22 protein-coding genes and 1 pseudogene are annotated in these 22,360 nt (G+C 72.6%); 14 read left to right on the forward strand and 9 right to left on the reverse strand.

Annotated features, from left to right (window positions below; all coding sequences use genetic code 11):
• Positions 1-2 precede the first annotated feature (2 nt).
• Positions 3-203 (reverse strand): DUF397 domain-containing protein, encoded by a 201-nt coding sequence (locus ACFC02_RS27685; protein ID WP_376362708.1) that lies wholly within the window; start codon positions 201-203, stop codon positions 3-5.
• A gap of 8 nt (positions 204-211) precedes the next feature.
• Positions 212-691: pseudogene (locus tag ACFC02_RS27690) on the reverse strand (DUF5753 domain-containing protein); the annotation flags it as partial.
• Between ACFC02_RS27690 and ACFC02_RS27695 the strand changes: the two are divergent.
• The 8 genes from ACFC02_RS27695 to rbsD all read left to right on the forward strand — a co-directional run bounded on the left by ACFC02_RS27695 (position 608) and on the right by rbsD (position 8,438).
• The gene (locus ACFC02_RS27695; protein ID WP_376362710.1) at positions 608-889 is read left to right on the forward strand and encodes a hypothetical protein; all 282 of its coding nucleotides are present in this window, start codon (positions 608-610) and stop codon (positions 887-889) included. The pseudogene ACFC02_RS27690 and the gene ACFC02_RS27695 overlap by 84 nt on opposite strands.
• Positions 890-969: 80 nt before the next feature.
• Complete coding sequence (locus ACFC02_RS27700; RefSeq protein ID WP_376362713.1) at positions 970-1,911, forward strand: hypothetical protein; 942 nt, start codon at positions 970-972, stop codon at positions 1,909-1,911.
• Complete coding sequence (locus ACFC02_RS27705) at positions 1,898-2,368, forward strand: hypothetical protein (protein WP_376362716.1); 471 nt, start codon at positions 1,898-1,900, stop codon at positions 2,366-2,368. The genes ACFC02_RS27700 and ACFC02_RS27705 overlap by 14 nt, the downstream gene beginning before the upstream one ends.
• A 176-nt stretch (positions 2,369-2,544) precedes the next feature.
• Positions 2,545-3,648: a LacI family DNA-binding transcriptional regulator gene (locus ACFC02_RS27710; RefSeq protein WP_376362719.1), complete on the forward strand. Its 1,104-nt coding sequence runs from the start codon at positions 2,545-2,547 to the stop codon at positions 3,646-3,648.
• Positions 3,645-5,174 (forward strand): sugar ABC transporter ATP-binding protein, encoded by a 1,530-nt coding sequence (locus tag ACFC02_RS27715; RefSeq protein ID WP_376362722.1) that lies wholly within the window; start codon positions 3,645-3,647, stop codon positions 5,172-5,174. Before ACFC02_RS27710 ends, ACFC02_RS27715 begins: the two co-directional genes overlap by 4 nt.
• Positions 5,164-7,116: a substrate-binding domain-containing protein gene (locus ACFC02_RS27720; protein WP_376362725.1), complete on the forward strand. Its 1,953-nt coding sequence runs from the start codon at positions 5,164-5,166 to the stop codon at positions 7,114-7,116. Before ACFC02_RS27715 ends, ACFC02_RS27720 begins: the two co-directional genes overlap by 11 nt.
• A gap of 33 nt (positions 7,117-7,149) precedes the next feature.
• A complete protein-coding gene (locus tag ACFC02_RS27725) occupies positions 7,150-8,052 on the forward strand; it encodes a ribokinase (protein WP_376362728.1) in 903 nt (300 codons plus the stop codon).
• A complete protein-coding gene (rbsD, locus tag ACFC02_RS27730) occupies positions 8,049-8,438 on the forward strand; it encodes a D-ribose pyranase (RefSeq protein WP_376362731.1) in 390 nt (129 codons plus the stop codon). Before ACFC02_RS27725 ends, rbsD begins: the two co-directional genes overlap by 4 nt.
• Before the next feature lie 276 nt (positions 8,439-8,714).
• Here rbsD and ACFC02_RS27735 read toward each other — a convergent pair whose 3' ends face one another.
• The 4 genes from ACFC02_RS27735 to ACFC02_RS27750 are packed head-to-tail and all read right to left on the reverse strand — an operon-like array spanning position 8,715 to position 12,385.
• Positions 8,715-9,245, reverse strand: coding sequence for a hypothetical protein (locus ACFC02_RS27735; RefSeq protein ID WP_376362734.1), 531 nt, complete (start codon positions 9,243-9,245; stop codon positions 8,715-8,717).
• A gap of 4 nt (positions 9,246-9,249) precedes the next feature.
• Positions 9,250-10,050 carry a sugar phosphate isomerase/epimerase family protein gene (locus ACFC02_RS27740; protein ID WP_376362767.1) on the reverse strand — a complete coding sequence of 267 codons (801 nt, stop codon included), beginning with the start codon at positions 10,048-10,050 and terminating at the stop codon, positions 9,250-9,252.
• Positions 10,051-10,085: 35 nt separating this feature from the next.
• Positions 10,086-11,237 carry a dihydrodipicolinate synthase family protein gene (locus tag ACFC02_RS27745; protein ID WP_376362737.1) on the reverse strand — a complete coding sequence of 384 codons (1,152 nt, stop codon included), beginning with the start codon at positions 11,235-11,237 and terminating at the stop codon, positions 10,086-10,088.
• Complete coding sequence (locus ACFC02_RS27750; RefSeq protein WP_376362739.1) at positions 11,234-12,385, reverse strand: Gfo/Idh/MocA family protein; 1,152 nt, start codon at positions 12,383-12,385, stop codon at positions 11,234-11,236. The genes ACFC02_RS27745 and ACFC02_RS27750 overlap by 4 nt, the downstream gene beginning before the upstream one ends.
• A gap of 271 nt (positions 12,386-12,656) precedes the next feature.
• On the opposite strand from ACFC02_RS27750, the gene ACFC02_RS27755 reads away from it, so the two are divergent.
• A complete protein-coding gene (locus tag ACFC02_RS27755; protein ID WP_360976997.1) occupies positions 12,657-13,703 on the forward strand; it encodes a LacI family DNA-binding transcriptional regulator in 1,047 nt (348 codons plus the stop codon).
• A gap of 349 nt (positions 13,704-14,052) precedes the next feature.
• Positions 14,053-14,649: a dihydrofolate reductase family protein gene (locus ACFC02_RS27760; RefSeq protein ID WP_376362742.1), complete on the forward strand. Its 597-nt coding sequence runs from the start codon at positions 14,053-14,055 to the stop codon at positions 14,647-14,649.
• On the opposite strand, the gene ACFC02_RS27765 is transcribed toward ACFC02_RS27760, so the two are convergent.
• On the reverse strand, positions 14,618-15,544 hold the full coding sequence (locus ACFC02_RS27765) for a LysR family transcriptional regulator (protein ID WP_376362745.1): 927 nt from the start codon (positions 15,542-15,544) through the stop codon (positions 14,618-14,620). The two genes, ACFC02_RS27760 and ACFC02_RS27765, sit on opposite strands and share 32 nt — an antisense overlap.
• 99 nt (positions 15,545-15,643) lie before the next feature.
• Between ACFC02_RS27765 and ACFC02_RS27770 the strand changes: the two genes are divergently transcribed.
• A complete protein-coding gene (locus ACFC02_RS27770) occupies positions 15,644-16,387 on the forward strand; it encodes an SDR family oxidoreductase (protein ID WP_376362749.1) in 744 nt (247 codons plus the stop codon).
• A gap of 392 nt (positions 16,388-16,779) precedes the next feature.
• Positions 16,780-17,580: a sugar phosphate isomerase/epimerase family protein gene (locus tag ACFC02_RS27775; protein ID WP_376362752.1), complete on the forward strand. Its 801-nt coding sequence runs from the start codon at positions 16,780-16,782 to the stop codon at positions 17,578-17,580.
• Here the strand turns inward: ACFC02_RS27775 and ACFC02_RS27780 are convergent.
• A complete protein-coding gene (locus ACFC02_RS27780; protein ID WP_376362755.1) occupies positions 17,564-18,241 on the reverse strand; it encodes a GNAT family N-acetyltransferase in 678 nt (225 codons plus the stop codon). The genes ACFC02_RS27775 and ACFC02_RS27780 overlap by 17 nt on opposite strands.
• A gap of 76 nt (positions 18,242-18,317) precedes the next feature.
• Positions 18,318-19,256 carry an EamA family transporter gene (locus ACFC02_RS27785; RefSeq protein ID WP_376362758.1) on the reverse strand — a complete coding sequence of 313 codons (939 nt, stop codon included), beginning with the start codon at positions 19,254-19,256 and terminating at the stop codon, positions 18,318-18,320.
• A 111-nt stretch (positions 19,257-19,367) separates the two neighbouring features.
• Here ACFC02_RS27785 and ACFC02_RS27790 point away from each other — a divergent pair, with 111 nt between their 5' ends.
• Entirely contained in the window at positions 19,368-20,294 is a 927-nt protein-coding gene (locus tag ACFC02_RS27790; RefSeq protein WP_376362761.1) for a LysR family transcriptional regulator, read from the forward strand.
• A gap of 125 nt (positions 20,295-20,419) precedes the next feature.
• Positions 20,420-22,237 carry a glycoside hydrolase family 3 protein gene (locus tag ACFC02_RS27795; RefSeq protein ID WP_376362764.1) on the forward strand — a complete coding sequence of 606 codons (1,818 nt, stop codon included), beginning with the start codon at positions 20,420-20,422 and terminating at the stop codon, positions 22,235-22,237.
• Positions 22,238-22,360 lie beyond the last annotated feature (123 nt).

A 22,360-nucleotide genomic window follows, 5' to 3' on the forward strand; every position in this document is an offset into this window, starting at 1 on the left:
CGTCAACCCCCCACAGCGCCGGCATGTTGGGCCTTCAGGGCGTCCACGAAGGCGTTGAAGGCGGGGGCCGGGAAGGTGAGGGCGGCCCGGGTGGGGGCTTTGGATTCCCGGAGGGTGACATGGGTGGTGGCGATCTCTACGCAGTCATTGCCCTCACCGCCGCCGGAGCAGGACGACTTCCGCCAGGTGATGGGGGTGGTCATGCTGGTCCTCACAGGTCCTTGGCCAACTGGTGGATGAGGTCACGCGACCGCGCCGGGGGAAGTGACTCCGTTCTCACCTTACGGAAGAGCTTTCGAAAGTGCTCCAACTGGGCTTCGGAATCGAAAAAGGCCGTCCCGTGGGGTGCGTCCCGCACCACGGTGTCCAGGCGAGGGACCACTCCGCCCAGGTGCACCATGGTGCTCCCCGCCCCGGCGAAGTCGTCCAGAGCGAAGGGAATGACCCGCACTGTCACGTGGTCCGCCTCGGCCACCTCCAGAATGCGCGTCAATCGGGTCCGGGTTGCAGTCCGCCCAGCGACCTTGATCCTCAGCGCCGCCTCATGGATCACGGTCTCGTACGGCATGGGGTCAGGACCTTCGATGACGACCTTGCGTCTCATCCTGTGCCGCACCCGCAGCTCCACCTCGTCCTCGGGGAACTCCGGGTTCATATAGGCGAAGAGCGCCCGAGCGTACTCGGCCGTCTGGAACCCCCGGAGCCACCCGTTCCCCTGGAGCTGGCCGTCGACCAGAAGGAAGGACGCGGGCTCGCCCTGGTCGAGGCCTGCTCCGACCTGTGGGGCTGGCAGCCGCTGGCCAGGAACGGCAACCGCGGAAAGGTGGTCCGGTGCGAACTCGCGGCCGCCGGCAGTGAACTCGCTACGTCCACCTCTGCCATCAGCTGAACGTTTATGCGCCCCTCGAATGGGTGAACGCCGGTGGATATGCCCACCATACGGGTCATTGATCGACCTACTTTGCGCACATGGTCACATCAGCCCACGAGGGCATGCACCGCATCTTCCAGGAGCGGCCCGAGATCCTGAATCCGGTGTTCAGGGTCCTGGGTGTCTCGCTGCCGAAGAAGGCGACCGTGGACGCCGTCGCCACCGACGCGACGGAGACCCGGCCGCTGGAACGCCGGGTGGACACCGTCCTGCGCGTCGGCCCGTCCGACGGTGACGACTTCCTGCTCGCCATCGAGTCGCAGTCGAGAAAAGACCTGAACAAGCAGTCGAGTTGGGCCTACTACGTGGCACACCTCCAGGCGAAGTACAACCTGCCGGTGCTGCTTCTGGTGGTCTGTCAGGATCCCGGCACGGCCAAGTGGGCCGCCGGACCCTTCGACTGCGGAACCAGGGACTGGACGGCTCAGCGGACGTTTCCGCTGGTCGCGGGGCCGCACAACCTGCCGGTGATCACGGATGCCCGTACCGCTTCCAAAAACCTCGCCCTGGCGGTCCTCTCCGCCATGGCACACGCCCGCAGCGCGGACAGTGACGCCATACTGGAAGCGATCGACTGCGCCCTTCAGGAACTGTGGGAAACGGACCCCGAGACCGCCGGCTACTTCTACGAATGCCTGGAAGTCAATCTGGGGGACACCCCAGCCGCAAAGAAATGGAAGGAAATCATGTCGTTCGTCACTTACTTCCCTGGCCGTGGGACGGTCCGCGAGACGGCGTACCTGGAGGGCAAGGCAGAGGGCCAAGCCAAGGGCCAAGCCAAGGGCCAAGCCAAGGGCATCCTGTACGTACTGGAAGCGCGGGGCTTCGCCGTGCCGGAGAGCATCCGCGAGCGCATCACCACCTGCACCGACCTTCCCCTCCTCGACGCATGGCTGGCGCGTTCCCTCGAGGTCAGCCGTGCGGAGGACCTCTTCGCCGAGGGCATCGACGTACCGGAAGACAGCGGTGGACTCGACTGACGCGCCCTCACCAGCCGCTGCCGATGCGGTGGACGAGGACGCCTCGACGCTGGACGGCCTCCTCCGGTTCACCTCGCTCTGTCTCGGCCTGGGGATCCCCGCGGACCGGGTGGTGGCCGACTTCCGCGGCGGGCTGGAGGACCTGAGACAGCGCGGGTCCCTCTCCGTACAGGAGATGGCCGGCGTGCGCGCCAGGGCCGCGGAAGGCGTGAAGGACAACGAGCAGTGGGCCGAGGGCTTCGTCCCCGGCTACCTCTCGGGCTGGGCGGCGGCCGCCTTGCGGGTCATGGAGGCGCGGGGACTCGAGGCTTCCAAGGAGATGCGCCGCGCCGTCGTCACGAGCCCCGACGCCGGCTTCCTCAGCTCGCTACTCGACTGTGCGGCCACGGCCACGCACCGGGGCGAGTTGGTCGGCGTGTTCACCGCGTACGCCGCCGAGCGGGCCGCCGGCCGGTGAAGTGAGCGGTGCCCGGAACCCCTGAGTCGTCGGGGTTCCGGGCCACCGACGACCGCCGGCGCCCTCCGGCAGGCGCCGCACCTCACCATCACGATTCAGTAACGCACCCTTGTCACAGCCCGTGTAATCGATTCCAATCCCTCGTGTAATCGATTCCACGAGGAGGTGGAGCGGCGATGGCGAGCATCAAGGACGTTGCTGCCGGGGCGGGCGTGTCCGTCGCCACGGTCTCGCGTGTCCTGAACGACCATCCGTCGGTCAGTGCCGAGGCACGCGCACGCGTGCTGGCCGCCGTCGAGGCGCTGGGCTACCGGCCGAACGCCGTCGCCCGTTCGCTGCGCACGGACCAGACCCGCACCCTGGGGCTGGTCATCAGCGACGTGCTCAACCCGTACTTCACCGAGCTGGCCCGTTCCGTCGAGGAGGAGGCCCGTGCGCTCGGTTACAGCGTGATCATCGGGAACGCGGACGAGCGGCCCGACCTCCAGGACCACCACGTACGCACACTGCTGGACCGGCGGATCGACGGCCTGCTCGTCTCCCCCACCGACGGCGGCTCCCCGCTGATGCTGGACGCGGTGCGCGCGGGGACGCCGATGGTGTTCGTGGACCGGTGGATCAAGGGCGTCGACGTGCCCGTGGTGCGGGCTGACGGGCAGCAGGCGGTGCGGGATCTCGTCGCGCACCTCTACGCGCTCGGGCACCGCCGGCTCGCGATCATCGCGGGGCCCGCGGCCACCACGACCGGCAGTGAGCGTGTGCAGGCGTTCCGCGAGGCGCTGGCCGCCTACGGGCTCGCCCTGCCCGAGGCCTACACCGGGCAGGGCGACTTCCAGGCCGAGAGCGGGCGGCGGGTCACCGAGGGGTTCCTCGACCTGCCCGAGCCGCCCGAGGTGGTCTTCGCAGCCGACAACCTGATGGCGCTGGGCGCGCTGGACGCGATCCGGGCGCGCGGGCTGCGGGTGCCGGACGACATCGCGCTGGCGGCGTTCGACGACATCCCGTGGTTCGTGCACACCGATCCGCCGATCACCGCCGTCGCCCAGCCCACGGGCGAGCTGGGGCGGGCCGCCGTACGGGCGCTCGTGGACCGCATCGAGGGCCGGGGGCCGGAGTCGGTGACCCTGCCCGCCCGTCTCGTCGTCCGCCGCTCGTGCGGGGAGGCGAACGGTGCGGCCGCCGGCCGGGTATCCGCCCCGGCGCCCGCCGGCCATGCGCCCGCCCCGGCCGAACCCGGCCCCGACCCCAAGTCCTTCGCAACGAACAGGAGCATGCCGTGAGCGACCCGGAGGAGTTGCTGCGCATCGAGGGCATCCGGAAGACCTTCCCGGGCGTGGTGGCGCTGGACAGCGTCGACTTCGACCTGCGCCGGGGCGAGGTGCACGTGCTGCTCGGTGAGAACGGCGCCGGAAAGAGCACGCTCATCAAGATGCTCTCCGGTGCCTACACCCCCGACGCCGGGCGGATCCTGGCCGGCGGCGAGGAGGTGCGCATCCATGGTGCGCAGGACTCCGAGCGGCTCGGGATCGCCACGATCTACCAGGAGTTCAACCTCGTACCCGACCTGACGGTCGCGGAGAACATCTTCCTGGGCCGGCAGCCGCGCCGCTTCGGGATGATCGACCGCAAGCGGATGGAGGCCGAGGCCGCCGCCCTGCTGGAGCGGGTCGGGGTGTACGTGTCGCCCCGCGCGCGTGTGCGGGACCTCGGCATCGCCCGGCTCCAGATGGTGGAGATCGCCAAGGCGCTGAGCCTGGACGCCCGCGTGCTGATCATGGACGAGCCGACGGCCGTACTGACGTCCGAGGAGGTCGAGAAGCTGTTCTCGATCGTGCGGGCGCTGCGGGCCGACGGCGTCGGGATCGTGTTCATCACGCACCACCTGGAGGAGATCGCCGCCCTGGGCGACCGGGTCACGGTCATCCGGGACGGGCGGAGCGTGGGCCAGGTGCCCGCCTCCACGCCCGAGGACGAACTCGTCCGGCTCATGGTGGGGCGCTCCATCGAGCAGCAGTACCCGCGGGAGCGGACCGAGCGCGGCGAGCCGCTGCTCGCCGTGGACGGACTCACCCGGGACGGTGTCTTCCACGACGTCAGCTTCGAGGTGCACGCCGGTGAGGTCGTCGGCATCGCGGGGCTGGTCGGCGCCGGGCGTACGGAGGTCGTGCGGGCCGTGTTCGGCGCGGACCCTTACGACGAGGGCGACGTCCGCGTCGCGGGCGCCCGGCTGCGGCGGCACGACGTGAACGCCGCCATGGCGGCCGGGATCGGGCTCGTTCCCGAGGACCGCAAGGGGCAGGGGCTCGTCCTGGACGCCTCCGTCGAGGAGAACCTCGGCCTGGTCACCCTGCGGTCGACGTCCCGCGCGGGGCTCGTCGACCTCAAGGGACAGCACTCCGCCGCGGAGCGGATCGCCGGGCAGCTCGGCGTGCGGATGGCCGGCCTCGGGCAGCACGTGCGGACCCTGTCCGGCGGCAACCAGCAGAAGGTCGTCATCGGCAAGTGGCTGCTCGCGGACACCAAGGTCCTCATCCTCGACGAGCCGACACGCGGCATCGACGTCGGCGCCAAGGTCGAGATCTACCAGCTCATCAACGAACTGACGGCCGCCGGCGCCGCCGTCCTGATGATCTCCAGCGACCTGCCCGAGGTGCTCGGCATGAGCGACCGGGTGCTGGTGATGGCCCAGGGCCGGATAGCCGGGGAACTCCCGGCCGACCGGGCCACCCAGGACGCCGTGATGGCGCTCGCCGTCAGCACTCCTACGAACTCGACGAACGAAGTGGAGGCCTCCCGTGGCCACTGACACGCTCAAGAGCAAGGCGGGCGCGGGTGGCGCCTCCGGCGGCCTGCGCCGCCTGCTGCTCGACAACGGCGCGCTGACCGCGCTGATCGTCCTCGTCATCGCGCTGTCCGCGCTCTCCGGTGACTTCCTGACGACGGACAACCTGCTGAACATCGGCGTCCAGGCGGCGGTCACCGCCATCCTGGCCTTCGGTGTCACCTTCGTCATCGTCGCGGCCGGCATCGACCTGTCGGTCGGCTCGGTGGCGGCCCTGTCGGCGACCGTGCTCGCGTGGAGCGCCACCTCGCACGGGGTGCCGGTGGTCCTCGCGGTGATCCTCGCCATCGCCACGGGCATCGCGGCGGGCCTGGTCAACGGTTTCCTGATCTCCTACGGCAAGCTGCCGCCGTTCATCGCGACGCTGGCCATGCTGTCGGTGGGCCGCGGTCTGTCGCTGGTCATCTCGCAGGGCTCCCCGATCGCCCTGCCGGACTCGGTCTCGCACCTGGGCGACACGCTCGGCGGCTGGCTCCCCGTGCCCGTCCTCGTCATGGTCGTCATGGGTCTGATCACGGCGTTCGTGCTGGGGCGCACGTACATCGGGCGTTCGATGTACGCGATCGGCGGCAACGAGGAGGCGGCCCGGCTTTCGGGTCTGCGGGTGAAGCGGCAGAAGCTCGCGATCTACGCGCTTTCGGGTCTGTTCGCCGCCGCCGCGGGCATCGTGCTCGCCGCCCGGCTGTCCTCCGCCCAGCCGCAGGCCGCCAACGGCTACGAGCTGGACGCGATCGCGGCGGTCGTCATCGGCGGCGCCTCGCTGGCGGGCGGCACCGGCAAGGCGTCGGGCACGCTGATCGGCGCGCTGATCCTCGCGGTGCTCAGGAACGGCCTCAACCTGCTGTCCGTGTCCGCGTTCTGGCAGCAGGTCGTCATCGGTGTCGTGATCGCGCTGGCGGTGCTCCTGGACACCGTGCGCCGCAAGGCGGGGGCGACCCCGCAGGCCGCAGGCACCGGCAGCGGCGGCGGCAAGGGCAAGCAGGCGGCGACCTACGGGCTCGCGGCCGTGGTGACCGTGGCCCTGGTGGCCGCCACCTCCCTGCTGCACACCGGGTCGGCTTCCACGACCCCCAAGATGGGGCTGTCGCTGTCCACGCTCAACAACCCGTTCTTCGTGCAGATCAAGTCCGGTGCGCAGGCCGAGGCGAAGAAGCTGGGCCTGGACCTGACCGTCACCGACGCGCAGAACGACGCCTCGCAGCAGGCCAACCAGTTGCAGAACTTCACCAGTTCCAGCCTCGGCGCGATCATCGTCAACCCGGTGGACTCGGACGCGGCCAGCAACTCCGTGAAGGCCGCCGGCAAGGCGAAGATCCCGGTCATCGCCGTGGACCGCGGGGTCAACAACGCGAAGACGGACGCGCTGGTCGCCTCCGACAACGTGGCGGGCGGCGAACTGGCCGCCAAGACCGTCGCCGAGAAGCTGGGCGGCCACGGCAGGATCGTGATCCTCCAGGGGCAGGCGGGCACCTCCGCCGCCCGTGAGCGCGCCGCCGGTTTCGCCCAGGGCCTCAAGGCCTACCCGGGCATCCAGGTGCTCGCCCAGCAGCCCGCCGACTTCGACCGCACCAAGGGCCTCGACGTGATGTCGAACCTGCTCCAGGCCCACCCCGACGTGCAGGGCGTGATCGCCGCCAACGACGAGATGGCGCTCGGCGCGGTCAAGGCGCTCGGCTCGAAGGCCGGCAAGTCGGTGCAGGTCGTCGGCTTCGACGGCACCCCGGACGGCCTGAGTGCCGTCAAGAACGGCACGCTGTACGCATCGGTCGCGCAGCAGCCGAGCCAGCTGGGCCGGATCGCCGTGGACAACGCGCTCAAGGCGGTGCAGGGCAAGAAGGTCGCGCCGATGGTGAAGGTGCCGGTCAAGGTGGTAACGAAGGAGAACGTGGCCGGGTTCAGCGGCTGACCCGCGACCCGTTCCCGTAAGGAGACACTGCGCATGTACGACTACGACCTGCTGGTCGTGGGGTCGGCCAACGCCGACCTGGTGATCGGCGTCGAGCGGCGGCCCGCGGCCGGGGAGACGGTGCTCGGCTCCGACCTGGCCGTCCACCCCGGCGGCAAGGGCGCCAACCAGGCGGTGGCCGCCGCCCGCCTCGGGGCCCGCACCGCCCTGCTGGCCCGGGTCGGCGACGACGCGCACGGGCGGCTGCTGCTCGACGCGCAGCGGGCGGCCGGGGTCGACCCGGCGGGCGTGCTGGTCGGCGGCGCGCCGACCGGTGTCGCGCTGATCACGGTGGACCCCTCCGGGGACAACTCCATCGTGGTCTCGCCGGGTGCCAACGGCCGGCTGACCCCCGAGGACGTGCGCGGCGCGGCCGGTCTCCTCGGGGCCTCCCGGGTGGTCTCCGCGCAGTTGGAGGTCCCGCTGGAGACGGTCGTGGAGGCCGTGCGGCACCTGGCCGAGGGGAGCCGGTTCGTCCTCAACCCGTCGCCGCCGCGTCCGCTGCCGCAGGAACTCCTCGACGCATGCGACCCGCTGATCGTCAACGAGCACGAGGCGAAGGTCATCCTGGGCGGCGCGGACGCCGGTGACGACCCGGAGGACTGGGCGCGGGCTCTGCTCGCGCGCGGCCCGCGCTCCGTGGTGGTCACCCTGGGCGGCGAGGGCGCGCTGGTGGCGTCCGCCGAGGGGGTGGCCCGGGTGCCGTCCGTGAAGGTGGACGCCGTGGACACGACGGGTGCGGGCGACGCGTTCACCGCGGCGCTGGCCTGGCGGCTCGGCGCGGGCGCGTCGCTGCGGGAGGCGGCGGCGTACGCGGCGCGGGTGGGCGCGGCGGCCGTGACGAAGCGGGGCGCGCAGGAGTCGTACCCGACGGCGGCGGAGGTCGACGCCCTGTGAAGAAGGCGGGCATCCTGAACCGGTATCTGGCCGGCGCCCTGGCCGAGTTGGGGCACACCGACGAGGTGCTGGTGTGCGACGCGGGCATGCCGATACCGGCCGGGCCGCGCGTGGTGGACCTGGCGTTCCGCGCCGGGGTGCCGTCCTTCGCCGAGGTGCTGGAGGGGCTGCTGGCCGAGCTGGTGGTCGAGGGCGCGACGGCGGCGGCCGAGGTGCGTGCGGCCAATCCGGCGGCGGCCGCCCTGCTGGACGGCCACTTCCCGGGCCTCGTCCTCGTCCCGCACGAGCGGCTGAAGGAGTTGTCGGCGGGCGCCCGTCTGGTCGTACGGACCGGGGAGGCGCGGCCGTACGCGAACGTGCTGCTGCGGTGCGGGGTGTTCTTCTAGGAAACCTGGCTTTCAGCAGCCCCGGTGGGGGCGGACAGCTTCGAGGGGGCCCGGTCGTCGACCCGGCCCCCTCGGCTCTTCCCCTCCTGCGCCGGAACCCCGTGGCTCCCCCCGGAGCCTTCCCGGGTCTCCCCGGGCCCCCTCCGCGGGTTCCGACGAGAGATACGACACGCTTGGGGCCGGAAGGGTTGCACCGGCTCCGTGATTTTCTTCTGGGATTTTCTTCGCGGGTTTCCTTCGGGGCTGGTTCTCCTTCCCCCCGGGGTGGCGCGCGGGCTACTTCTCCGGCTCCAGGGCGCGCGTCACCGCGTCCTGGGCCGCGTGGCGCCCCCGCAGGCTCTGGCCCGCCAGGCGTGCCACCACACGGCCCAGCCACTCCGGGTCGCCGAGCAGGTGGGCCTGTTCGGTGTCGGTGACCCGCTCGGTCAGTTCCTGGAAGAGGACGAGGCCCGCGCCGGGGTAGGGGCGGGGGTGGCGGCTGAAGCGGCCCACCCAGTTCTCGTACGGATGGCGCAGCGTCAGGTGCAGGTAGCCGCTGCCGTGCCGCCGCCAGGGGCCGGGCAGGCCGGCGAGGAGCTGGGCGACGCCGTACTGCCCCCGGGCCGGGTTCTTGCCGCCCAGCGTGAGCCGCACGCCCGGCATGACCCGGGACCAGTCGACCGTCTGCCCCGGGCCGCCGGGCTCGTGCTGGTGCAAGCCCTCCGGCCGCAACTCCAGCCAGTGGCCGTCCGGCCGGCCGGTGTCCCCCACCGCCCAGCCACCGGCCGTCAGTTCGAGCGGACCCAGGGATGCTCGCGTCGGCGTCATACGGTCATGGCATCACATGTTCCGCGAACCGCGCCGCGGTTTCGGCCAGTACCTCGCGGCCGTCGCGCGCCCACAGGGCGTCGTTGAACAGTTCGACCTCGATGGCGCCGGTGTAGCCGGCCGCCTGCGCGTACCCCTTCCACTCGCGCATGTCGACCGCTCCGTCGCCGAGCTGGCCGCGGCCGTTGAGCACGCCCTCCGGGAGGGGCGTCGTCCAGTCGGCGAGCTGGAAGGAGTGGAGGCGGCCGGACGCGCCCGCGCGGGCGATCTCGGCGGGGGCCCGGTCGTCCCACCAGATGTGGTACGTGTCGACCGTGACGCCGACCTGGCGGGCGGGGAAGCGTTCGGCCAGGTCCAGGGCCTGCGTGAGGGTGGAGACCACGCAGCGGTCCGAGGCGAACATGGGGTGCAGCGGCTCGATGGCCAGGCGTACGCCGTGCTGCTCCGCGTACGGCCCCAGTTCCGCGAGCGCGTCCGCGATGCGTTCCCGGGCTCCGTGCAGGTCCTTCGAGCCGGCCGGGAGGCCCCCCGAGACCAGGACCAGGGTGTCGGTGCCGAGGGCGGCTGCCTCGTCGACGGCGCGGCGGTTGTCGGCCAGGGCCCGTGCGCGCTCGTCCGGGTCGGTCGCCGTGAGGAAGCCGCCCCGGCACAGGGTGGTCACGGTCAGGCCCGCGGCACGGACCAGTTCGGCCGCTGCCTCGACGCCGAACGCCTGGACGGGTTCGCGCCACAGGCCGACGTTGCCGATGCCGATGTCGCGGCAGGCCTCGGTCAGTTCGGGCAGGGACAGCTGCCTGACCGTCATCTGGTTGATGCTGAAACGCGTCAGGTCGAGATCGTTCACCGGTTCACCCCGTGCAGCGCGAGCAGTGTCCTCATGCGTTCCTCCGCCAGCTCGGAGTCGGGGAACAGGCCGAGCCGGTCGGCGAGTTCGTAGGCGCGGGCCAGGTGGGGCAGGGAGCGGGCCGACTGCAGGCCACCGACCATCGTGAAGTGCGACTGGTGCCCGGCCAGCCACGCGAGCAGGACCACACCGGTCTTGTAGAAGCGGGTGGGGGCCTGGAAGAGGTGGCGGGAGAGTTCGACGGTGGGGTCGAGCAGGGCGCGGAAGCCGGCCGTGTCCCCGGTGTCCAGGAGGCGCACCGCCTCGGCGGCCAGCGGGCCCAGCGGGTCGAAGATGCCGAGCAGGGCGTGGCTGAAGCCCTGCTCGTCGCCGGCGATCAGCTCGGGGTAGTTGAAGTCGTCGCCGGTGTAGCAGCGCACGCCTCGCGGGAGGCGGCGGCGCAGGTCGACCTCGCGCCGGGCGTCCAGCAGGGAGATCTTGACGCCGTCGACCTTGTCGGGGTGGGCGGCGATGACGTCCAGGAACACCTGTGTCGCCGCGTCCAGGTCGGACGAGCCCCAGTAGCCCTCCAGCGCCGGGTCGAACATGGGGCCGAGCCAGTGCAGGACGACCGGCTCGGCGGCCTGGCGCAGCAGGTGGCCGTAGACCCCCAGGTAGTCCTCCGGGCCCCGCGCGGTGGCGGCGAGGGCGCGGGAGGCCATGAGGATGGCCTGGGCGCCGGACTCCTCGACGACGGCGAGCTGTTCCTCGTAGGCCGCGCGGATGCCCGCGAGGGAGCCGCCGGTGATCTGGTCGGTGCCGACACCGCAGGCGATCCTGCCGCCCACCGACCGCGCCTCCGCGGCCGACCTGCGGATCAGCTCGGCCGCACCCGCCCAGTCCAGGCCCATGCCGCGCTGCGCGGTGTCCATGGCCTCGGCGACGCCCAGCCCGTGGGACCACAGGTGGCGGCGGAAGGCGAGGGTGGCGTCCCAGTCGACGGCGGCGGGCGAGTCGGGCGACACGTCGGCGAACGGGTCGGCGACGACGTGGGCGGCGGAGAAGACGGTGCGGGAGGTGAAGGGGGTGCCCGCGGCGGCGGCGAAGGGTTCGGTGCGGGGCTCGTAGGCCCGCAGCGTGCCGCCCGCGTCCGGCAGGTGGATGGTCACAGCCGGATCTCCGGTACGTCGATGCGGCGGCCCTCGGCCGAGGACTTCAGGCCCAGTTCGGCGAGCTGGACGCCGCGGGCGCCGGCGAGCAGGTCCCAGTGGTAGGGGGCGTCGGCGTACACGTGGCGCAGGAACAGCTCCCACTGGGCCTTGAAGCCGTTGTCGAAGTCGGTGTTGTCCGGCACCTCCTGCCACTGGTCGCGGAAGGCCTCGGTGGCGGGGATGTCGGGGTTCCAGACCGGCTTGGGGGTGGCGGAGCGGTGCTGGGCGCGGCAGCGGCGCAGGCCCGCGACGGCGGAGCCCTCCGTGCCGTCGACCTGGAACTCGACGAGTTCGTCGCGGTGGACGCGCACGGCCCAGGAGGAGTTGATCTGGGCGATCGCACCGCCGTCGAGTTCGAAGATGCCGTAGGCGGCGTCGTCGGCGGTGGCGTCGTAGGGCTCGCCGTTCTCGTCCCAGCGCTGGGGGATGTGGGTGGCGGTGAGGGCCTGGACGGAGGTGACGCGGCCGAACAGTTCGTGCAGCACGTACTCCCAGTGCGGGAACATGTCGACGACGATGCCGCCGCCGTCCTCGGCGCGGTAGTTCCAGGAGGGGCGCTGGGCGTCCTGCCAGTCGCCCTCGAAGACCCAGTAGCCGAACTCGCCGCGCACGGACAGGATGCGGCCGAAGAAGCCGCCGTCGATGAGCCGCTTCAGCTTCAGCAGGCCCGGCAGGAAGATCTTGTCCTGGACGACGCCGTGCTTGACGCCCTTCGCCTGGGCGAGGCGGGCCAGTTCGAGGGCGCCGTCGAGGCCGGTCGCGGTGGGCTTCTCGGTGTAGACGTGCTTGCCGGCGGCGATCGCCTTCCTGATCGCCTCCTCGCGGGCGGAGGTGACCTGGGCGTCGAAGTAGATGTCCACGGCCGGGTCGGCGAGGACGGCGTCCAGGTCGGTGGAGACGTGCTCCAGGCCGTGCCGCTCGGCAAGCGCCTTCAGCGCGTGCTCGCGCCGGCCGACGAGGACGGGTTCCGGCCACAGCACGGTGCCGTCGCCGAGGTCGAGTCCGCCCTGCTCGCGCAGGGCGAGGATCGAGCGGACCAGGTGCTGGCGGTAGCCCATGCGTCCGGTCACGCCGTTCATGGCGATGCGCACCGTCTTGCGTGTCACGTCGGTTCCGGTCCCTTCGTACGGCCGTCGGCGAACAGCGAACACCGGCAGCAAGCGCTTTCTATTCCAGGAGAAGCTAGCCTCTGAACAGCGGTCCGGACAAGAGCGGGCGCGGATCGTGTTGTTCGAGCGGGCGAACATCGTGGTGTTCGAGCGGGCGGACGAAGAGGCGAGCGGCCGTAAGGTCTGCACGGCACCACGGCCCCGCGGCAGGCGCGCGGACGGTGCCTGACCACGTACGACGAGAGACGCGCGACCGGAGGACGACGAGATGACGGTGACCCTGGCGGACGTGGCGGCCCGCGCCCAGGTCTCGCCCGCGACGGTGTCGCGCGTGCTGAACGGGAACTACCCGGTGGCCACCGCCACCCGCGAGCGGGTCCTGAAGGCCGTCGACGAGCTGGACTACGTGCTCAACGGTCCCGCCAGCGCGCTCGCCGCCGCCACCTCCGACCTGGTCGGCATCCTGGTGAACGACATCGCCGACCCCTTCTTCGGAATCATGGCGAGCGCCATCCAGTCGGAGATCGGCGGCCCGGGAGGCCGGGCCGGCGGCGAACGGCTGGCGGTGGTCTGCAACACCGGCGGCTCCCCCGAGCGCGAGCTGACCTACCTGACCCTGCTCCAGCGGCAGCGGGCGGCGGCTGTCGTGCTCACCGGCGGCGCGGCCGAGAACGCGCCGCACGCCGCGGCGGTCGCGGCGAAGCTGCGCCGACTGGCGGAGGCCGGAACCCGGGTGGTGCTGTGCGGACGGCCGCCCGTGCCGGACACCGAGGCGGTCGCCCTGACCTTCGACAACCGCGGTGGCGCCCGCCGCCTGACCGAGCACCTGACGGCGCTGGGGCACCGGCGGCTCGGCTACATCGCGGGCCCGCAGGAGCGCACCACCACCCGCCACCGCCTCGAAGGCCACCGCGCGGCGCTGACGGCGGCCGGCATCGAGGACGACCCGCGCCGGACCGTGCACGGCCGTTTCGACCGCCGGTCCGGTTACGAGGCCACCCTGGAACTGCTGCGCCGCGACCCCGCGCTCACGGCGGTCGTCGCCGCCAACGACTCCGTGGCCCTGGGCGCCTGCGCGGCGCTGCGCGAGTCCGGGCTGCGCATCCCCGAGGACGTCTCGGTGGCGGGCTTCGACGACCTGCCCTTCGGCGTCGACGCCGTACCGTCCCTGACGACGGTCCGCCTGCCGCTCGCCGAGGCCGGCGCCCGGGCGGGCCGCATCGCCATGGCCCGCGAGGAGCCCCCGCCCGGCGGGATCGCCACGGTGCGCGGGGAACTGATGGTGCGGGGGTCCACGGGGGTGCCTCGGGGGTGAGGGCGGGGGCGTCCTTCCGGACGGTGGTGGGCGCGGCCGGGGGCTGTCGCGGTCCGGAGGGTGTCGTACGGGGCGGGTGCGGAGTCGGGCGCTGTCGTACGGTTCGGGTGCAGGTGCTGTCATACGGTTCGGATTCGGGCGCTGTCGTACGGTTCGGGTTCGGGCGCGGGATGGGGCCCGACCGGGCTCGGGCCGGCCCGACCGGGCTCGGGTTCGGGTCCGATCTCGGGTTCGGGTCCGGATCGATCTCGGGTTCGGGTTCGAGAGCCGGGGCGGGCACCGATGAGTTCGGGAGCCGCCCGCGGTCTCCACTCCCGTACCGATCGGCCAGGAAACGGAAGGCATCCCCATGCGTGTCGTCGTCACCGAGTTCATCAGCCTCGACGGAGTCGTGCAGGCGCCCGGAGGTCCGCAGGAGGACACCGACGGCGGCTTCGCGCACGGCGGCTGGTCGCACCCCTTCTTCGACCCCGAGGTGCTCGGCGGGGCGTTCGCAGCCGGCCTGGAGCAGGCCGAGGCGCTGCTCTACGGCCGCCGCACCTACCTGACGATGGCCGCGGCCTGGCCCGAACGGGCCGGTGACCCCTTCGCCGACCGGCTCAACTCGCTGCGCAAGTACGTCGTTTCGGACACCCTCGACGACTCCGCGCTGACCTGGGAGAACACCGTACGCGTGCCGGGCGCCGAGGCGCTCGGGAAGGTGCGGGAACTACGGGCGGCCGGCGGCGGCGACCTGGCGATGATGGGCAGCCCCACGCTGGTGCGGGCGCTGCTGGGCGCGGGCCTGGTGGACGAGTTGCGGCTCGCCGTCATGCCGGTGCTCCTCGGCGGCGGCAAGTCGATCTTCCCCACGGACGGGGTGAAGCGGACGTGGCAGCTGGTGTCGTCGGAGACCGCGAAGACCGGGACGCAGCTCAACGTGTTCCGGCCCGCCGAGCAGGGCTAGGGCGCGTCCGTACCGCGGGGCGGTGTACGGGTGTGCCGAGGAAGGTGCGTGCGACGCCTTCCAGTGAGCCGAGCAGCGGGTTGGGGTCGTCGGCGCGCGTGACGAGCACGACCTCGCAGGGGTCGATGTCGAGGACGGGCACCAGGGCGATGTCCTCGCGCACGGCGGCGCGCCGATCGCCGGCAGGGAAGATCGCGACACAGTGGCCGGTGGCGATGAGTTCCAGCTTGTCCTCGTAGCTGTCGTCGATCGCGGGCGGGGGTGGTGCCGGGCGGTCGCCGACCGGCTTGGGCGTGCCCCAGACGACCGGAGTGCTGACGCAGGGCACCAGTTCCTCGTCCGACAGAGCCCGCAGGCTGACGGCTTCCTCGTGCGCCAGATGGTGACTCGCCGACGTGACGAGCACCCGCGCTTCCTCATGGAGCTTGGTCACCCGGTAGCCGTCCGTGGGGAAGGGCAGGGGCCTGTACGCGACGAGGGCGTCGACCCGCCCCTCGGCGAGGGCGCGCGGGTCCCGCCAGTCGACGTGCCGGGTGCGGACCTGGCTGTCGGGGTGCCGGCGGCGCAGTTCCTGCACACAGGCGGTGATGACCAGTCCTTCGGCGCAGCCGACGGTGACGGCACGGGGGTGGACGGCGGCTCGGGCCGTGCGAGCGGCTTGCTCGGCCTCGTGGAGCAGTGTCCGGGCCCTGGGGAGGAATGCCTGGCCGGCGTCGGTGAGGCTGCTGCCCTGCGGCGAGCGGTCGAAGAGCCGGACCCCGAGCTGAGCCTCCAGTCGCTGGATCTGGCGGCTCAGGGACGGCTGCGCCAGGTGCAACCTGGTGGCGGCCCGGCCGAAGTTGCCGTGCTCCGCCACGACCGTGAAATAGCGCACGAGCCGCAGATCGACGTCCATTCGCTCAGGGTACGTCGCCTGTCGTCATACGCCCGGGGCATGGCGGCATACGGAACAGGTCTTGGACAGGGAGTGCGGGTGGATATTTGGCTTGGGGGCATGACCACTTACGACGGCAAGAAGATCGTGATCACGGGCGGGAGCAGCGGCATCGGCCTGGCCGCGGCCCGGTTGTTCGCGGACGGTGGGGCGCACGTGCTGATCACCGGCCGCACCCGGTCCACCCTGGACGCCGCACTGGAGCAGTTGGGGGACAAGGCGGTGGCCGTCCGCAGCGACGCCGCGTCCATGGAGGACATCAAGGCGCTGGCCGGCACGGTCCGGGAGCGGTTCGGCGCGGTGGACGCGTTGTTCGTCAACGCCGGTGCCACCGCGTCCGCGTCGTTCGACTCGACGACGGAGGAGATGTACGACGCGCTGTTCGGCATCAACACCAAGGGCGCCTACTTCACGGTGCAGGCTGTGGCGCCGCTGTTGCGCGAGGGCAGCGGCGTGGTCCTCACCACGTCGGTGGTGAACGTCCTGGGCCTCGACGCGCTCAGTGTCTACTCGGCGAGCAAGGCGGCCCTGCGGTCGATGACGCGCACCCTGGCCCGCGAACTGCTGCCACGCAAGGTGCGCGTGAACGCCGTGAGCCCCGGTCCGATCGACACGGGCATCCTGGACCGCTCCCTGCCCGCCGATGTCGCCGAGACGATGAAGGACACCTACCGGAGCACCAACCCGATGCAGCGGCTGGGGAGGTCGGAGGAGGTGGCCGCCGCGGTGGCGTACCTGGCGTTCGGTGCGACCTTCTCGACGGGGAGCGAGTTCCCCGTCGACGGAGGGGCTTCGCAACTCTAGGCGCTCCGACCGCACGGGGTCGCCGGGGCGTTCAGGCCGCGGTCGGCGGCCGGGTCGCCCGGGTGGCGGCCAGGTCGCCCGGGTGGCGGGCGTCGGCGAAGGCGGTCCCGCGGCGGGCGAGCAGACGCCGTGACACCTCGCGACCGAACCGGACGACAGACGCCGTGACACCTCGCGACCGAACCGGACGACAGACGCCGTGACACCTCGCGACCGAACCGGACGACAGACGCCGTGACGCCTCGCGGCCGATCCGGACGACGCGGCCGTGCGCCCTGCGCGGACAGGCGGCCGAGCCGGTGCTGCTGCGGCGCACGGACTGCTGCGGCTCCTGCCTCTCCTGGACACCGGTTCCGTGTGGTCCGTGCGGGCGGCGGGTAGGGTCCGTGCCCATGAAGCTCGCGTTCTCCACTCTCGGTGTCCCCGGCCTGCCCATCCCGGAGGTCCTGGCGCTCGCGACCGCGCACGGCTACCACGGCGTCGAACTGCGCGCGCACCCCGAGGAACCGGTGCATCCCGGCCTCTCCCCCGCCGAACGGGCCGAGACCGCCGCCCAGTTCGAGGCGGCCGGGGTCGAGGTGCTGGGCGTGGCCGGGTACGCGCGCCTCGCCGCGCCGGGCGACGACGCACCCGTCCTGGACGAGATCCGCGGGCTGCTGCGCCTGGCGCACGATCTGGGCGCCCCGTTCGTCCGGGTCTTCCCCGGTGCCGACGCCGGCCGCCCCCGCGAGGAGTCCGACTCCACCGCCGCCCGGCGCCTGGGCGTGGCCGCCGAGGACGCCGCCGCGCTCGGCGTCCGTGTCCTGCTGGAGACCCACGACTCGCACCGCACCGGCGCCGACGCGATCCGCGTCCTCGGTCCGGTCGGCCACGGGCAGGCGGGGGCGCTGTGGGACGTGATGCACACCTGGCTGGGCGGTGAGCAGCCCTCGCAGACGTACGCGGCCCTCGCCCCGCACCTCGGGTACGTGCAGGTCAAGGACATCGCCTCGGCCGAGGACACCACGCCGCTGGCGCTGGGCGCCGGTGTCCTGCCCCTCGCCGAGTGTGTGGAGGTCCTCGCCCGTGCTGGCTGGGACGGGTGGCTGTGCTGGGAGTACGAGAAGCGGTGGTACGAGGCGGCCGAGCCGCTGCCCCGACTGCTCGGCCCGGGGAGGGAGTACCTGGACCGGCTGCTCAACGAGTCGGCGTAGGGCGCTCCTGCGGGCCCTCCCGGCGTGCCCGTCCCGCCCGCTCGGCCGCCCCGCGCACCCGTGCCTCCAGCGCCGCGCGGCGCTCGGGCCACTCGCCGGCCGTGATCGAGTAGATCGCGGAGTCGCGCAGGCGGCCGTCCTCGCCGGGTGCCCAGGAGCGGGACCAGTTGCGCAGGACGCCCTCGAAACGCGCGCCGACGCCCTCGATCGCCGCGCGTGAACGGCGGTTGCGGGCGTCGGTCTTCAGGTCGACGCGAAAGACCCGCCACGTCTCGAAGGCGTGCCGGAAGAGCAGGTACTTGGCCTCGGTGTTGATCCCGGTGCCCTGGGCGGAGCGGGCGAGCCAGGTGAAGCCGACCTCGACGGCGTCCAGCCGGTCCTGCGCGAGCCAGGAACGCGGTTCCCAGTACGAGGTGGCGCCGACCGCCCGTCCGGTGGCGAGGGAGACCTGCGCGTAGGGGGCGAGGCAGCCGGTGGCCGCGCGGGCGAGCTGGGCGTCGATGTAGGCCTCGGTCTCGTGGGCCCGGGGCACCCACGTGAAGGCGTACGAATCCCGGTCCTCCTCCGCCGCCACCGCGAGGTCGGCGGCGTGCCGGTGCTCCAGCGGTTCCAGGCGTACGAGCCCGCCCTCCAGGACCGGGCCCTCCATGGTAAATGTCACGCGGGGAGTCTGGCGCACGGGCCCGGCGGCGTCGACCCCATTTCGGCCGGGCCGCCGGTGGGCCGGTACGCCGGGTTCAGTCCGGCTGCCGGGCAGGGACCGGGACGCGGTCGTGCACGGGGGTGGGGACCGGCCCCGGCGCGGGGGGCTCGGCGCGGGTCCTCGCGGGGGCCAGGGACGTCAGGGCCACGCCGCCCACCAGCAGTGCCGCCGCGCACCAGCGCAGGGTGCTCACCGACTCGTGCAGGAAGAGGGCCGCCGCGGACATGCCGAACACCGGGACCAGGAGGGAGAAGGGGGCGACGGTGGAGGCGGGGTGGTGGCGCAGCAGCAGGCCCCAGGCGCCGAAGCCGAAGACCGTGGTGACCCAGGCGACGTAGAGGACCGTGCCCGCGCCCTGCCAGTCCAGGCCGCGCAGGGCGGCCAGGTCGCGGGAGGGGCCCTCGGTGAGCAGGGAGAGGCCGAGGAGCGGCAGCACCGGGACGGTGCTCACCCAGACCATGAAGTTCAGGGCGTCCGGCGGGGCCGCCTTGCGGGTCAGGACGTTGGAGGCGCCCCAGCAGGCAGCCGCGACGATGACCAGGGCGAAGGCGCCCAGCGGGCCGGTGGTGCCTTCGTCCACGGCGGCGACCACGATCCCGGCGAGCGCCACCGCCATGCCCGTCAGCCGCAGCCGGGTGGGGCGCTCGCCGAGTGCCGCGAAGGCGAACAGGGCCGTGAACACCGCCTGGATCTGGAGCACCAGTGAGGAGAGCCCGGCCGGCATCCCGTGGTCCATGCCCACGAACAGCAGGCCGAACTTGGCGACCCCGAGGACCAGTCCCACCGCCACGATCCACTTCCAGGCCACCTTGGGCCGGCCGACGAGGAAGACGGCGGGCAGGGCGGCGGCGAGGAAGCGCAGGGCCGAGAACAGCAGGGGCGGGAAGTGGCCGAGGCCGACCTCGATGACGGTGAAGTTGACGCCCCATACGGCGGCGACGAGGACGGCGAGGAGGACGTGGGGTGGTCGCATGCGTCGAGGATCACTCGTACCGACCGTGCAGCACCAGCGATGATTGATGCACTGTTGGATGCAGCAACGCTAATCATTCGCCGGGCGCCCACCCCGGCCCTCGGAGGAACCGTGCTCGATCTCCAGCGACTGCGCGCCCTGCACGCCGTGTCCGTGCACGGGACCGTCGGCGCGGCGGCCACCGCGCTCGGCTACACCTCCTCCGCGGTGTCGCAGCAGATCGCCAAGCTGGAACGGGAGACCAGGACCGTACTCCTGGAGCGCGAGGGCCGCGGCGTGCGACTCACCGACGAGGCGCACCAACTGGTGGACGCAGCTCGTGAGTTGCTGGCGATCGTGGAGCGGGCCGAGACCGAGCTGGAGGAGCGGCGCGGGGTGCCGGCCGGGCGGCTGACCGTCGCGGCGTTCGCCTCGGCGGCGCGCGGGCTGCTGCCGGGCGTGCTGGCCGACCTGGCCCGGCGGCACCCGGCGCTGGACGCCCGGCTCAATGAGGTCGACCCGCACCTGTCGGTGGACCTGGTCGCCAAGGGCGCCGTCGATCTCGCGGTCGCGCACGACTGGGACATCGCGCCGCTGCCCGCGCCGGCCGGGGTGGAGCAGGCGGCCATCGGCGACGACCTGTGCGACCTGCTGGTGCCGGCCGGGCACCCGTTCGCGGGGCGGGCCGCGGTGCGGCGCTCGGAGCTGGGCGGCGAGCGGTGGATCTGCCAGCCGCCCGGGCGGGTGTGCCACGACTGGCTGCTGCGCACGCTGCGCGCCGCCGGGCACGAGCCGGACGTCGTCCATCAGGCCGACGAGAACCCGACGCTGGTCGCGCTGGTCGCCGCAGGGCTCGGCGTGGCGCTGATCCCCCGTCTGGGGCGCGGCCCGCTGCCCGAGGGGGTCGTCGAAGTCCCGCTGGACCCCGTGCCCGTACGGCATCTGTACGCGCTGTGGCGCGCGGGGGCGGCCCGTCGGCCGGCGATCGCGGAGACGGTGCGCACGCTGCGGGAGCACTGGCCCGCGGCATCGGCGCACCCCTCGCGCACGGCCGCCTGAGCCCGGCCGGCGTCCTCGCGGCCCGACGTCCGGGCGCGTGCGGTCCCTTGACTGGCAGAAACTTCCCGGATATTGGTGACTCCTCGGAAGTTTCCTTCAGCGGAACCCCTCCGGAAGGAGCGCACGTGCACGAGCCCACACGCCCCTCCAGACGCAGCGTCCTCGCCGCCACCGCCACCCTCACCGCCGCCCTCGCCGTCGCAGGCACCGGCAGCGCGCAGGCCGCCGCCCGCCCCGACGAGCGGCGGCTGCACGCGCTCGTCTCCCGGATGACCCTCGAGGAGAAGGTCGGGCAGCTGTTCGTGATGCGGGTCTACGGCCACTCGGCCACCGAACCCGACCAGGCCGACATCGACGCCAACCTCAAGGAGATCGGCGTCCGCACCGCCGCCGAGCTGATCGCCACCTACCGTGTCGGCGGCATCATCTACTTCACCTGGGCCCACAACACCCGCGACCCGCAGCAGATCGCGGCCCTGTCCAACGGCATCCAGCGGGCCTCCCTCCAGCAGCCGCGCGGCCTGCCCGTGCTGGTCGCCACCGACCAGGAGCACGGCATCGTCTGCCGGGTCGGCAAGCCCGCCACGCTCTTCCCGGGCGCGATGGCCGTCGGTGCCTCGGGTTCCGTCTCCGACGCCCGCACCCTCGGCCGGATCTCCGGCGCCGAGCTGCGGGCGATGGGCATCAACCAGGACTACTCGCCCGACGCCGACGTCAACGTCAACCCGGCCAACCCGGTCATCGGCGTGCGCTCCTTCGGCGCCGACCCGGACGCGGTGGCCCGCTTGGTGGCGGCCGAGGTGAGGGGGTATCAGGGCTCCCGGGTCGCGGCGACGGCCAAGCACTTCCCCGGTCACGGCGACACGGCCGTGGACAGCCACTACGGCTTCCCGGTCATCACGCACAGCCGGGAGGTGTGGGAGAAGCTGGACGCCGTGCCGTTCCGGGCGGCGATCAGGGCCGGGACCGACTCGATCATGACGGCGCACATCCAGTTCCCCGCGCTCGACGACTCCGGCGACCCGGCCACGCTCTCCCACCCCATCCTCACCGGCATCCTGCGCGGCGAGCTGGGCTACGACGGGGTGGTCATCACCGACTCGCTCGGCATGCAGGGGGTGCGCACCAAGTACGGTGACGACCGGGTGCCCGTGCTCGCGCTGAAGGCCGGCGTGGACCAGCTGCTCAACCCGCCCGATCTGAGCGTCGCCTGGCACGCGGTCCTGGACGCCGTGCGCGGCGGCGAGCTGACCGAGGCCCGGCTAGACGAATCGATCCTGCGCATTCTGCGGATGAAGGCGCGCAGGGGCCTGCTCGACGACCCGTACGTCTTCGAGCACCAGGTGGCGCACCGGGTCGGCACCCGCGAGCACCTGGCGGCAGCCGACGGTATCGCCGAGCGGACGACAACGCTGCTGGTCAACAAGGGCCGGCTGCTGCCGCTGTCGCGCCGCAGCCACCGCAGGGTCCTCGTGGTGGGCGCCGACCCGGCCTCGCCCTCGGGCACCACCGGCCCGCCCACCGGGGTCCTGGCCGCCGCCCTCACCGAGCTGGGCTTCACCGCCACCGCCCTGTCCACCGGCACCGCTCCCTCCCCGGCCGTGACCGACAAGGCGGTCGCGGCGGCGCGGGAGGCGGACGCGGTGGTGGTCGCGACGTACAACGTCACGGCGGACAGCGCGCAGCGCACGCTGGTGGAGCGGCTCACGGCGACCGGGCGGCCGGTGGTCGCGCTCGCCGTCCGCAACCCCTACGACGTCGCCCAGCTCCCGTCCGTAGCGGCGTGCCTGGCGTCGTACTCCTGGACGGACGTGGAACTGCGCGCCGCCGCCCGGGTGATCGCCGGCCGGGTGCGCCCGCGCGGCAGGCTGCCGGTGCCGGTGCAGCGGGCGGACGATCCGGCGAAGGTGCTGTACCCGATCGGGTACGGCCTGACGTACTAGCCGGTCCGTGGGCGGGGGGGCGGGGGGGCGGGAGGCCCCCCCCGGCGCCCGCGCGCGTAAAAAAAATAAAACACCCCACCACCCCCGCCAAGAGATGAGACTCACACAAGCTGGGGATTGACT

This window comes from Streptomyces sp. NPDC056160 (assembly GCF_042268205.1).
Lineage (GTDB): Bacteria > Actinomycetota > Actinomycetes > Streptomycetales > Streptomycetaceae > Streptomyces.